This is a genomic window from Microbacterium sp. LMX7-1.2, assembly GCF_040675935.1.
Lineage (GTDB): Bacteria > Actinomycetota > Actinomycetes > Actinomycetales > Microbacteriaceae > Microbacterium.
The window spans coordinates 1,839,028-1,852,181 of record NZ_JBEGIL010000001.1 but is presented as its reverse complement, the minus strand read 5'-3'; the positions used below and the strand labels follow the sequence as shown (position 1 = coordinate 1,852,181).

Here is a 13,154-nt window from a genome sequence, read left to right as displayed (position 1 = left end):
GCAGCATGGGGGTTGTCTGGGGTGGCGCGAGCACGCGCGCGGAATCGGTGACCCGCAGGGTGGTCGCTGCCGCGATCGTGGCCGTCATCGTGATCGCCGGTCTGATCGGGGGAGCCGAGGCGGCTCATGCCGTGAACGGCACGGTCGCCGGTGCCGTGTATCAGGATTTCGACGACGACGGCACGCGCGATCCTGCTGCTGGGGACTTCGGTGGCGACACGGGTCTGGCCGGTGTCGCGGTGACGGTCACCGATTCGACCGGTGCCGTGGTGGGCACGGCGACGACGGCCGCGAACGGCTCGTACTCGGTCAATGCGGTGAATGCCGCGACCGCGGCCGTGCGGGTGGAGTTCGCCCTCCCGAACAACTTCCGCTCGGCGCGCATCGGCGCCGGCAACGGCAGCACCGTGCAGTTCGTGAACCTCGGCGCGACGAACGTGAACGTCGGCATGACGCAGGACGGCATGGTCATGACCGAGCAGCAGCCGCTCGTCGTCGTCCCGAATCAGCGCTCGCGCATCACGGCGAACACCTCGCCGCAACCTCCGACCAGGCCGACCCCGAACTACGGCTCGCTGTCCGCATTGCTCCGGGTTCCCTACTCCACGGTCGGCAATCCGGGCTCCGGGCGCACGACGATCGCCCTGCAACGTCAGATCGGTACGACCTGGGGAACGGCGAACTACGGCACGACCTTCGTGATGAGCGGCGCGTTCTTCCGGCGAGGCACGGAAGTGGGCCCCGCCGGACTGGGCGCGATCTACCTGACGGATGCGACGTCGGCCACCCCGAACGCGACGCCGTTCGTGCAGATCCCCAACGCCGGAATCGATCCTCGCGGATCGATCAACCCTGAGAACTACGACTGGTTCCATGACTCCGCCGCGTTCGATGCGGTGGGCAGGGTCGGCCTCGGAGACCTCGAGATCTCCTCCGACCAGCGCACGCTCTACGCCGTCAACCTCAACGATCGCCAGCTGTATGCGGTCCCCCTGATCCCCGGCATCAACCCAGGAGCGGCGCCGACGGCCGGCACGCCTGAGGCCATCCCGATCCCCCTCTCCGCGGCGAGCGGCTGTGCCCCCGAGAACGTGCACCCGCACGGCCTGGGGACGTTCCGCGGAGCGCTCTACGTCACACTGACGTGCGTCGGTCCGGCGACATCGGACCTGCGTGCTTACGTCATCCCCATGGATCAGAGCACGCGGCAGTTCGGGGCCCCGGTTCTGAATGTGCCCCTGAACTTCTCGCGCCCGGTCCACTACTCGGACGAACCGCCGACCACCGCGACGTCGCCCTACGGGGCTTGGCGGACCACTTTTCAGTCGAGCCCGACGAGTCCGACGGCACGCGATACGCCGACACCGCTCGCGTCGAGCGTCACGTTCGACGAGGCAGGCAACCTGGCGCTCTCCATCAAGGACAGGACAGCCGACCAGAACGGCGTTGCGATGGGCAGCCTCAACCCGAACGACAACGCGGTGTACAACTACATCGGCGTCGGAGATCTGTTGCGCGCCTGTGTATCCGCGGCCGGAGATTACGTTCTGGAGAGCGACGGTCGATGCGGTGCCTTCACCGCCACTCAGCCCAACAACAACTTCGGGCCGGGGGGAGGCAAGTTCTACGAGACGGTCTTCGCTCTCAGCGACAACCGTGGGTACCACGGCAACACGGGTCTCGGGTCTGCGCTTCAGCTTCCGGGGTATCCAAACATCTTGGGAACAGTGATCGATCCGACCACGTTCGGCAGCGATGGCGTTCGCCTCTTCAACAATCTCAACGGCCGCACGATCCGCAGCGCACTGCTTGGAGGCGGCCCCGACGAACAGGGACGTGGCAACTTCGGGAAGGCCGGTGGTTTGGGTGATTTGTCGGCGTTGGTGGCGGTGGCGCCTGTGGAGATCGGTAATCGGGTGTGGTTCGATGCGGATGGTGACGGTGTCCAGGATGCGGGTGAGCGGCCGCTTGCCGGGGTGACGGTGCGTCTGTTCGATGCGAATGGGATTGTCGTGGCGACCGCGGTGACGGACGCGCAGGGCAATTACCTGTTCTCGTCGTCTGCGGGGACGTCGTCGGGGTCGGCGATCTATGGTCTGGGGTTGCTGCCGGACACGGAGTACGAGATCCGTCTCGACAACGCGAACGATTATGGTCCGGGCGGGCCGCTGGACAACCTCATCCCGACGCGAACGACGGCGGGGTCTGATCCTGCGGTGGATTCGAACGGGGTGGTCGAGGGGCCGACTCTGATCACCGCGACCGTGCGGACCCCGGGTCCGGGCGCCGCGGACCACACCTTCGATTTCGGGTTCGCGCCTGAGCTGTCTTTGGGCAACAGGCTCTGGTTCGACACCGGGGCGGGTGCGGCGACGAACAATGGCCGGTTCGATCCTGGTGAGGATCCGATCGTGGGCGCGGTGGTGGAGTTGTTGGACGGGGCCGGGCTGCCGGTGCTGGACGCGGATGGTGATCCGGTGACGACGCGGACGGACGCGAACGGTTTCTATCGGTTCGATGGTCTGCTGCCGGGCGACTACCGGGTGCGGGTCGCGGCGGAGAACTTCGCCGCGGGCGAGGTCCTCGACGGGTGGTTGTCGTCGACGGGTGCGTCGGCGGCGTTCGGTGCGGCGAGCAACAACACCGACAAGGGCGTGGATTCGGCGGATCCTGCGACGACGGGGATCACGTCGGGGACGGTCACGTTGGCGTTGAACGCGGTCACGGGCGAGGTGGATGCCGGTGCGACCGGTGCGGGCGCGAACAGCCCCGGCGGGGATGCTGCCGACAACCTCACGGTCGATTTCGGGTTCATCCAGCCGTATGACCTGACCCTGGTCAAGCAGCTCACCTCAGGGGCGGGGCCCTATCAGCTCGGCGACGAGGTGACGTTCTCCTTGACACCGACGAACAACGGCCCCGGTGATGCGGTCACCGGGTTCACGGTCACCGACCGGCTCCCGGCGGGTCTGGAGTTCGTCGAGGCGGAGGGTGAGGACTGGTCCGCTGCGGTGGTTGCGGGGCAGGAGATCACGCTGACCTGGAACGGCCCGGCACTGGGTGGCGGGGAGGCGGCGGAGCCGATCACGGTGACGGCACGGGTGAGCGCGATCGATGCGGGCCGGTTGCGGAACGTCGCGGTCGTGGAGCCCTCGCCGGACCAGCGCACCCCGGAGACGATCCCGGTGGGTTCGACCCCGGACCGGTTCGAGAACGGGGATCCGACCCCGGATCCGGCGAGCCCGTCGAACAACGACGACGGGGTCGAGGTGCCGATCGCACCGCCGACGCTGTCGCTCGGCAACCGGCTGTGGTTCGACACCGGCACCGGCCCGGATTACGACAACGGCGCGTTCGATGCGGGTGAGCAGCCCGTCGTGGGGGCGGTGGTCGAGCTCCTCGACGCGAACGGCGCACCCGTGCTCGACGCCGACGGCGACCCGATCACCACGACCACCGACGCGAACGGCTTCTACCGCTTCGACGGCCTCACCCCGGGCGACTACGTGGTGAGCATCCCCGCCCGGAACTTCGCGGCCGACGGCCCGCTGCGCGACTTCCTGTCGAGCACGGGGTCTTCTCCGACGTTCGACGGGGCGTCGAACAATGTCGACAAGGGTGTGGATGCGCCGTTCCCTGCGATCACGGGCATCCGGTCCGGTCTGATCGCTCTGGCTCCCGGTGTGACCGGCGAGGTCGACCCCAGCGCGAACGGTCCCGGCGCGAACGGCCCGTTCGGTGACCAGTTCGACAACCTGACGGCGGACTTCGGGTTCGTGCCCGGGCTGTCGCTGGGCAACCGACTGTGGTTCGACAGTGGCACCGGCGACGGAGAGGCCAACAACGGCCGCTATGACGCGGGCGAGGCCCCGGTGGTCGGCGCCGTCGTCGAGCTGCTCGACGATGCCGGTGAGCCGGTGCTCGACGCCGACGGCGAACCGATCACCACGACCACCGATGCGAACGGCTTCTACCGCTTCGACGGACTCGCCGCCGGCGACTACACAGTGCGCGTCGCGGGGTCGAATTTCGCACCCGGCGAACCCCTCGACGGTTGGTTCTCGTCGACACCGACCTCGACGAATGCGCAGGAGAACAACGCCGACAAGGGGGTGAATGCTCCGAACCCCGCGGCAACCGGAATAGTGTCCAACGTCGTCACGCTGTCGCACGTCACCGCTCCGCTCGGCGACGTCGATGCGGGAGCGGACGGCGCAGGCGGACACGGTCCCAACGGCGATGCTGCTGACCTCCTGACTGTCGACTTCGCGTTCACCCAGGCTTTCGCCGTCGGCGACTTCGTCTGGCTCGACAACGATGGGGATGGACAGCAGGATCCCGGCGAGCCTCCCGTGCCCGGAGTCCTCGTGACGCTGCTCGACGAGGATGGGAACCCGGTCGTCGATCTCAACGGAGATCCCGTCGCTCCCGTGCGCACGGATGACAACGGACACTACGTGTTCGACAACCTCCCTCCCGGGATATATCGGGTCGGCTTCAGCGACCTGCCCGCGCAGTATCGACACACTCGTCATCACGAGGGCGACGTCACGACCGACTCCGACCTCGAACCCGACGGCATGTCGCCCCCGTTCGTGCTCGGCCCGGCGGGTGAGAACACCACGGATGTGGTGCCGGGTGATGGTGTGACGGTCGCGCAGCGGATCGATCGGACGATCGATGCGGGTATCGTGCCGGTGCTCGCGGTGGGTGATTTCGTGTGGATCGACGCGAATCGGGATGGTCGTCAGGATCCGGGTGAGGTCCCGGTGGCCGGGGTGACGGTCGAGTTGCTCGACGCGAACGGCGACCCGGTGCTCGACGCCGACGGCAACCCGGTCCCGGCGACGACGACCGACGCGGCGGGGCACTATGTATTCGACAACCTGTTCCCGGGTGATTACCGGATCCGGTTCTCGGGGTGGCCGGAGGGGTATGTGCCCACGATGCAGTCCGCGCCGGGGACATCGACCGCGGAGGACTCCAACCCTGACGTGACGGGTCTCACACCGGTGTTCTCGTTGACGGGTGGGGGCACGAACATGCGGCCGGTCGAGGCGGGGGACGGGACCACGCAGGCGTTGCAGATCAATCCCACGATCGATCTCGGTATCGTGGCGCCGTTGTTCGCGGTCGGTGACTATGTCTGGTTCGACAAGGATCGCGACGGGGTCCAGGATGCGGGCGAGAAGCCCGTGCCGGGGATGACGGTGACGTTGTTCGCTGCCGATGGGACGCCGGCGCTCGACTGGTGCGGACAGCCCGTCCCGCCGGTGAAGACCGACGGCAACGGCCACTACCTGTTCGACGGGCTTCCCGCGGGTGACTACTACGTGGAGTTCTCCGGGGTTCCCGCGGGTTACCGGTTCACGGGCCAGGGTTCGGGGGGAGCATCCGATTCGAATGCGAACACGCTCGGACGCACCCCGGTGTTCACCCTCGGCATCGGCGCTCGCGATATGCGCACCGTGGTCGCGGTGGACGGGACGATCCTCGCGTCGTTCCTGAATCCGACCATCGATGCCGGTCTCGTCGAGATCGAGAAGCCGCTGCCGCCCACCGGCGCGGTGATCCCCTGGATCCTGATCGTCCTCAGCCTCGTGCTGGTCGGCGGGGGAGCGACTCTGCTGACGCTCCGACGCCGTCGAGGCTGACGCCGACACAGGAAAAGAGGAGGGCCCCCACGAGCGCGGAGGCCCTCCTCGACCTGCATCCGTGACCGTGGCGGTCACATGCCAACGGCCAATGGCGACGATTACTCGAGCCACTCCGTCACGAAGCGGTCGTTCGCATGGATGTGCGTCGCGTTGTAGGTTCCGCCGTCGAGCACCTCGAAGCGATGCGACACGAGGCCCGGCACCACGAGCACCTGTCCGCCCGAGCCCACGACCTGTTCGTCGCCGACCGTGAACAGCGCGCGGCCCGAGTGGATCAGAAAGGTCTCCGCGTAGGGATGCCGATGCAGACGCGGACCCGACCCGGCGACCGCCGTGAACTCTCGGATCAGGCTCACGGGAGAGCCGATCAGGTATCCCTCGATGTTCTCGTCGGGTCCGATGGGGGTGGGCTGGATGGTCATGGCGCCTCCTTGCTCGCCGAGGCTACCGTGGCCGCGGCCCTCCCGCACGCAGCGCAGGAGATCTCTCGATTCGCAGGAGCGTCCGGTGAACGGCATCCTTCGAATCGAGAGATCTCCTGTACAACGGGTGACACGGTTTGTTCCGCGCGACGCGGTCCTTCCGCCGGGGAGGCGGGGTCAGTCCGCGTGCACCGCCGGGTGGTCGCGCTCGAGCGCCGCGCCCTCCATGTCGACGTTCGGCAGGATGCGGTCGAGCCAGCGCGGCAGCCACCAGGCCGAACGGCCCAGGAGGTGCATGAGCGCCGGCATCAGCAGCATCCGCACGACGAACGCGTCGAGCAGCACGCCGAAAGCGAGGCCGAAGCCGAGCGAGCGGACGATCGTCGACTCCGAGAAGATGAAGCCGCCGAACACCGACACCATGATGAGCGCTGCAGCGACCACGACCGAACGCCCGGCGCGGAAGCCTTGGGCCACCGCATCCCGCGCACTCGCCCCGTGCACGTAGGCCTCGCGCATACCGGAGGCGAGGAACAGCTGATAGTCCATCGCGAGCCCGAACAGGATCCCGACGAGGATGACCGGCAGGAAGCTGAGGATCGGACCCGTGCTGTGCAGGCCGATGAGCTCCGCACCCCACCCGAACTGGAACACCGCCACGATGAGCCCGTACGTCGCGAACAGCGAGAGCACGAATCCACCGGTTGCGATGATCGGCACGAGCAGCGAGCGGAACACGACGATCATGATGAGCAGCGACAGCCCCACCACGACGACGAGGTACAGCGGCAGGACCCCAGCCAGTGCTTCGGAGATGTCGATGTTGATCGCCGCCTGACCCGCGACGCCGAGCGTGACGCCGTCGGTCGACGGCAGCGAGCGGATGTCCTGCACGAGTCGCTCGGTCGAGGAGCTGTTCGGCCCCTCGGCGGGAAGGACCTGGAAGGCGAGCAGGGTGCCGTCGTCGGAGGCCGCGATCGGCGCGACCGCATCGACGTCGTCCTGGTCGGCGAGCCGCTGCGCGATCTCCACCTGGGTAGCCAGGAGGTCGTGGTCGCTCACGGCGTCGTCGAGCGTGGCGGTGACCAGGAGAGGGCCGTTCGCCCCTTCGCCGAACTGCTCGTCGACGGTCTGGAACGCGCGATAGCTCGTCGAGTCGGAGGGTTCGCTCGAGCCGTCGGGCAGGCCGAGCCGCATCGACATCGAGGGGATCGCGACCACGAGCAGCGCGATCACGCTCACGAGCACGGTGACGACGGCGCGCAGCGTGGACATGGGCTTCACCGGCTTGCCCGCGGCGTGCGGCTGCCCCACCGTCGCGCGCGCTCGGCGGCTCAGCAGGCGCATGCCGGCGAGTCCCAGCAGGGCGGGGGTGAGCGTGATCGCGACGAGCACGGCGACCGCGACGCAGACCGCGCCGACGGTTCCCATGAGGCCGAGGAAGGGCACGCCCGTGACGTTGAGCGCGAGCAGCGCCACGATCACCGTCGACCCGGCGAACACCACGGCGGTTCCGGACGTGCCGGTGGCGAGCCCGATGGATTCCTGAACGGGCGATCCCGCGAGCAGCTGCTTGCGGTGCCGGTTCACGATGAAGAGCGAGTAGTCGATGCCGACGGCGAGGCCGAGCATCACGCCGAGCACCGGGGTGACCGACGCCATGTCGACGACGCCGGAGAACGCGAGGGATGCCGTGACGCCCACGCTCACGCCCACGATCGCCGTGATGATCGGGAAGGATGCCGCGAGAAGCGAGCCGAGCATCACGATCAGCACGACCGCCGCGAACGCCAGGCCGACCGCTTCGCCGATACCGAAGATCTCCGGCACCCCCTGGGCGATGTCGGTGCCGAAGTCCACGTCGACGCCGTCGATCGGGGAGTCGGCGAAGTGCGCGATCGTCGCCTGCTTGACCTCCTCCGACAGCTCGAGGCGGGGGTCATCGAAGGAGACGTTCACGATCGCGGTGGAGCCGTCGTCGGAGACCACGCCGATGCCGTTCGCGAGGTCGAGCAGCGTCGAGCCCAGCTCGACCTGCTCCTCGTTGGTCTCGAGTTCCGTGCGGGACTCGTCGAGGGTCTTCTGCTGGGCCTCGACCTGGGCGAGCTGCGCGTTCAGACCGGCGAGCTGGGCGTCGAGGGCGGCCATCTGCGCCGACGGGGCGCCCGCCGCTTCAGCCTGCGCCCGCGCGGCGGTGAGCTGGTCGAGGCCGGCCTGCAGCTGCGTCCGTCCATCGTCGAGCTGCGCCTGCCCCGCATCCAGCTGCGCCCGTCCATCGGTGATCTGCTTCTGACCGTCTGCGAGCTGCGCGGCCTGCTCGGCCTGCTGCGCCTGCGTCGCGAACGGGTCGATCACCCGGGCGACGCCGTCGAGATCCTCTGCGCTTGCGGCGAGGTCGGAGATCTCCTGCTTCTGCTCCTCGGTGAACTCCGCCCCGTCGGTGGTGCGGTAGACGACGGTTCCGGTGCCGCCCGCGGTGTCGGGGAGCTTGTCGGCGAGCTGGTCGGTGACGGCTCCGGAGGCGGTGCCCGGGATGTCGAAGCTGTTGCTGAGGGTGCCGCCGAGGCCGAGGAAAGCGCCGACCCCGATGCCGAGGATCACGACCCAGGAGACGACCACCGCCCAGGCGCGACGTGCGGCGAACGAACCCAGACGGAACAGCAGTGATGCCAACGCGATCTCCTTCAGTCGTAAAGAGCATACGGTGCGTCTCGTCTAGAGTTCTGTGGTTATCCTGAACACGTGGTGAACGAGCATCGGAGCGGACCCGTGCGCAGCACGGCGGCGCGCGAGGCGATCCTCGACGCGACCGCGCAGCTCTTCCACAACAAGGGATACGACCGGCTCACGATCGAGGGGATCGCGAAGCAGGCCGGCGTCGGCAAGCAGACGATCTACCGGTGGTGGCCCTCGCGCGGCGCGCTCATCGGAGAGTGCCTGGCCGAAGGGCGGTTGATTCCCGTCGACTTCGTCGTGCCCGACACGGGAGACCTCGTCGCCGACGTCGAGACGTGGCTCCGCAGCGTGCTGTCGATCCTCGACGCCCCCGAAGGCGGGGCACTGCTGCGCTCGCTGGTCGCCGCCGCGACCGAGGATGCCGGAGTGGGGGCGCACCTCGGCGAGAGCCTCGGCGTCGAGAAGTACCTGTCGGAGCGGCTGCGCGGCGGCATCCGTGACGGACAGCTATCGGCCGACGCGCCTGTCGAGCAGGTGGGGCGCGCGATCCTCGGTGCGATCATCGTCGAGTCGCTCGGTCGCGAGGAGCACGACGCCGGCTCGGTCGTGGCCCTCATCCGTTTCCTCCTACGGCCCTGACCGCCGACAGGCTCTCCGGATCCGCGCTCAGAACTCCCAGTCGAGGGTGATCGTGCCGGGGCCGAAGTCGAACTCCGTGTGCGTGATGGCGGTGCCGTTCAGCGGCACTCGATGCGAACGCTCTCCCTCGGCGGACTCGACGGTCACCCGGCACATGCGAGGTACGAGGTCGGGGTCGAAGACCGCGAACACGGTCAGCTCCGCCTGGCGGCGAAGCGCCACGAGGGTGAGGTCGTACTCGTGCGGGTAGTCCGCGGGGCGGACGGATTCGCGTTCAGTCAGCGCGACGCTCCCCTGGGCGAGCGGGGCGTCCAGGCTCAGAGTGGCGCGGAGGAGGGCGAGATCGCGATCGATCCGGACGTCGGACAGCGAGCACCCGAGCGTCCCGCGCACCTCGGGCGCCTCGGCCTCGTGATCGGCGACGAAGAACACCGTGGCTTCACGGGCCCCGTCCTCGCAGGCCTGCCAGAGCGTCCGGTGCAGTGTGCGGGTGACCCGTGCGTCCGCGTCGACGAAGGCGCCGACGGAGGAGGAGCGCGGCGTCAGCCCGGTCTCCATCTCGGTCGTGAACGGCGAGGGCGGCAGGCGCACGAGACTGGCGTAGCTGAGCTGGACGCCGCGCCGGACTCGGCGCGGAGGCCCCAGTGTCGTCTGCAGCTCACCTTCCTGCAGGCCGATGAGGGATTCGAGCTCGCGGATGACCTCGAAGGACACCGATCGCCCCGGGTGGCGGACGCCGGTCTGCCACATCGAGAGAGTGGCGACGCTCACGTCGTAGCCTCGATCGCGCAGCCGCCCTCGCAGTGTGTGCAAGGACAGTCCTCGGCGTTGCACCGCGGTACGGAACGTCCGTGCGAACTCCATCGGTTGATTCCCCTTCATCGGCCGTGATCGGCGCGTGCAGCGCCGTGATCGGCACGTGCAACGCCGTGATCGGCACGAATAGCGCCGTGATCGGCACGCTAGTGAAGGGGTGTTCACGTGAAAAAAGCTAGCTGTGAACAGTGCGGGATGGGCGCGGTCCGGCCGGGGTCGGCGAGGCGAACGGGGAGAGCGAACCACCCGAGAGCCGCTCTCCCCGGCTCTCGCGCGCGCATCCCTCGGGGCGGAGAGCACTGACGGCGGTCCCCCGACCGCAGATCGTCAGCGCACAGAAAGTAACATCCGACCGTTTACAGGTCGCATAAAGGAGAGTGAATGCCCGGTCAGATCAGCATTTTGCCTCATTCGACCGGTGCGGCGAATCGGGTGAGACGAGAGGGTCAGCCGAGGATCAGCGTCACCAGGGTCGCGCCGCCGCCGCCCAGGATGAGCGCGACGATCACCACCCAGGCGATGATGCGGATGCGGCGGTTCCGACGCTCGCCGAGGTCGCCGTAGTCGTCATCCGGCCGGCTGAGCTCGCTCATGCGCCGACCGGCTCCGCGACCGTGGGACCGAACGCCGCGGGCAGCGTGGCCTGCGAGCGCTCACGGATCTCAGCGACCGGGATCGTGAAGACGTCCTGCACCTCGAGCTGCGGCTCGCTGTCGGTCACGCCGATGCGCGCGACGGGATAGTTCCGGCCCTCGCACAGACCACGGAACTTCACGTCGTCCTCGCGGGGCACGGTCACGATCACGCGACCCGTCGACTCGGAGAAGAGCGCGGATGCGGCATCCACACCGTCGCGCTCGATGATCTCGTTCAGCCAGACGCGCGCGCCGACGCCGAAGCGCGAGACGCCCTCGGCGAGCGCCTGCGCGAGGCCGCCCTCCGACACGTCGTGCGCCGACGAGACGAGCCATTCGTCACGAGCGGCCGACAGCAGGCCCGCGAGGCGCTTCTCGCCGGCGAGGTCGACCTTCGGGGGGAGTCCGCCGAGGTGCTGGTGCACGGTCTCGGCCCAGGCCGAGCCCGAGAGCTCGGTCTGCGTCGTGCCGAGTAGGTAGATGTTCTGACCCTCGTCCTGCCATCCCGAGGGGATGCGCCGCGAGACGTCGTCGATGATGCCGAGCACGCCGACGAGCGGCGTCGGGTGGATCGGCACGTCGCCGGTCTGGTTGTAGAACGAGACGTTGCCGCCGGTCACCGGGGTGCCGAGCTCGTAGCATCCGTCCGCGAGGCCGTCGACGGTCTGGCCGAACTGCCACATGACCTCGGGGTTCTCAGGGGAGCCGAAGTTCAGGCAGTCGGTGATCGCGGTCGGCACGGCGCCGGTGACGGCGACGTTGCGGTACGCCTCGGCGAGTGCGAGCTGCGCGCCGGCGTACGGATCGAGCTGGCAGTAGCGGCCGTTGGCGTCGGTCGAGATCGCGAAGCCGAGGCCCGACTCCTCGTCCACGCGGATCATGCCGGCGTCGTCGGGGAACGCGAGCGCCGTGTTGCCGAGCACGTAGTAGTCGTACTGGTTGGTGATCCAGCGGGTGTCGGCGAGATTCGGCGAGGCGACGAGGTTCAGGAACTGCTCGCGCAGCACCTCCGCGTCGTTCGCCCGGGGGAGGTTCTCGGCGGCATCCGCCTGCAGTGCGTCGATCCACGTCGGGTAGGCGACGGGGCGGTCGTAGACCGGGCCGTCGACCGCCACGGTCGAGGGGTCGACGTCGACGATGCGCTCGCCCTGCCAGTCGATGATGAGGCGTCCGTCGCCGGTGACCTCGCCGAGCACGGAGGTCTCGACCTCCCACTTGCCGACGACCTCGAGGAACGCGTCGAGCTTCTCGGGCGCGACGATCGCCATCATGCGCTCCTGCGACTCCGACATGAGGATCTCCTCGGCCGTGAGCGAGGGGTCGCGCAGCAGCACGTTGTCGAGCGAGACCTTCATGCCGCTGTTGCCGTTGGCCGCGAGCTCGGAGGTCGCGCAGGAGATGCCGGCGGCGCCGAGGTCTTGGATGGCCTCGACGAGCTCACCGCGATACAGCTCGAGGCAGCACTCGATGAGCACCTTCTCGGCGAACGGGTCGCCCACCTGCACCGCGGGGCGCTTGGTGGGGCCGCCGTCGGCGAAGGTGTCGGATGCCAGGATGCTGGCGCCGCCGATGCCGTCGCCTCCCGTGCGGGCCCCGAACAGCACGACCTTGTTGCCGACGCCGGTGGCGTTCGCGAGCTTGAGGTCCTCGTGGCGGAGCACGCCCACCGCGAGCGCGTTGACCAGCGGATTGGCCTGGTAGACGGAGTCGAAGACCGTCTCGCCGCCGATGTTCGGCAGGCCCAGGCAGTTGCCGTAGAAGCTGATGCCGCTCGTCACGCCGTGAACGACGCGGGCAGTGTCGGGGTGGTCGATCGCGCCGAAGCGGAGGGCGTCCATGACCGCGACGGGACGGGCACCCATCGAGATGATGTCGCGGACGATGCCGCCGACGCCGGTCGCCGCACCCTGGAAGGGCTCGATGAACGACGGGTGATTGTGCGACTCGGCCTTGAAGGTGACGGCCCAGCCCTCGCCGACGTCGATGACGCCCGCGTTCTGGCCCATGCCCACCATGAGGCGTTCCTTCATCTCGTCGGAGACCTTCTGGCCGAAGCGGCGCAGGTAGTTCTTGGAGGACTTGTAGGAGCAGTGCTCCGACCACATCACCGAGTACATCGCCAGCTCGCCCGAGGTGGGGCGGCGGCCGAGGATCTCCTTGATGCGGGCGTACTCGTCGGCCTTGAGGCCCAGCGCCGCGTAGGGCTGCTCCTTCTCCGGAGTCGCGATCGCGTTCTCGACGGAGTCGGGGACGTGCTTGTGGGCAGGTGCAGGGGCGGTGGTCACGCGCACTCCTAGGGAAGGGGCCGG

7 protein-coding genes are annotated in these 13,154 nt (G+C 68.5%); 2 read left to right on the top strand and 5 right to left on the bottom strand.

What is annotated here, in order from left to right; translation table 11 throughout:
• Window positions 1–5 precede the first annotated feature (5 nt).
• Entirely contained in the window at window positions 6–5,654 is a 5,649-nt protein-coding gene (locus MRBLMX7_RS08985; RefSeq protein WP_363367728.1) for an SdrD B-like domain-containing protein, read from the top strand.
• A 101-nt stretch (window positions 5,655–5,755) separates the two neighbouring features.
• Here MRBLMX7_RS08985 and MRBLMX7_RS08980 read toward each other — a convergent pair whose 3' ends face one another.
• Together MRBLMX7_RS08980 and MRBLMX7_RS08975 are read right to left on the bottom strand one after the other, a co-directional pair.
• A complete protein-coding gene (locus MRBLMX7_RS08980) occupies window positions 5,756–6,079 on the bottom strand; it encodes a cupin domain-containing protein (protein ID WP_050723006.1) in 324 nt (107 codons plus the stop codon).
• Window positions 6,080–6,256: 177 nt separating this feature from the next.
• Window positions 6,257–8,752 (bottom strand): MMPL family transporter, encoded by a 2,496-nt coding sequence (locus MRBLMX7_RS08975; protein ID WP_363367725.1) that lies wholly within the window; start codon window positions 8,750–8,752, stop codon window positions 6,257–6,259.
• A gap of 69 nt (window positions 8,753–8,821) precedes the next feature.
• Between MRBLMX7_RS08975 and MRBLMX7_RS08970 the strand changes: the two genes are divergently transcribed.
• On the top strand, window positions 8,822–9,394 hold the full coding sequence (locus MRBLMX7_RS08970; RefSeq protein ID WP_363367723.1) for a TetR/AcrR family transcriptional regulator: 573 nt from the start codon (window positions 8,822–8,824) through the stop codon (window positions 9,392–9,394).
• 27 nt (window positions 9,395–9,421) lie between these two features.
• Here MRBLMX7_RS08970 and MRBLMX7_RS08965 read toward each other — a convergent pair whose 3' ends face one another.
• The 3 genes from MRBLMX7_RS08965 to purL all read right to left on the bottom strand — a co-directional run bounded on the left by MRBLMX7_RS08965 (window position 9,422) and on the right by purL (window position 13,130).
• Complete coding sequence (locus MRBLMX7_RS08965; protein ID WP_152926178.1) at window positions 9,422–10,165, bottom strand: hypothetical protein; 744 nt, start codon at window positions 10,163–10,165, stop codon at window positions 9,422–9,424.
• 491 nt (window positions 10,166–10,656) lie between these two features.
• Window positions 10,657–10,803, bottom strand: a complete 147-nt coding sequence (locus MRBLMX7_RS08960) for a hypothetical protein (protein ID WP_363367721.1) — start codon at window positions 10,801–10,803, stop codon at window positions 10,657–10,659.
• Window positions 10,800–13,130, bottom strand: a complete 2,331-nt coding sequence (gene purL / locus MRBLMX7_RS08955) for a phosphoribosylformylglycinamidine synthase subunit PurL (RefSeq protein ID WP_363367719.1) — start codon at window positions 13,128–13,130, stop codon at window positions 10,800–10,802. Before purL ends, MRBLMX7_RS08960 begins: the two co-directional genes overlap by 4 nt.
• Window positions 13,131–13,154: the final 24 nt, after the last annotated feature.

Coding starts and splice junctions, on each gene's coding strand:
- MRBLMX7_RS08985 (WP_363367728.1), top strand. CDS start 6: ATGGGGGTTGTCTGGGGTGGCGCGAGCACGCGCGCGGAATCGGTGACC.
- MRBLMX7_RS08980 (WP_050723006.1), bottom strand. CDS start 6,079: ATGACCATCCAGCCCACCCCCATCGGACCCGACGAGAACATCGAGGGA.
- MRBLMX7_RS08960 (WP_363367721.1), bottom strand. CDS start 10,803: ATGAGCGAGCTCAGCCGGCCGGATGACGACTACGGCGACCTCGGCGAG.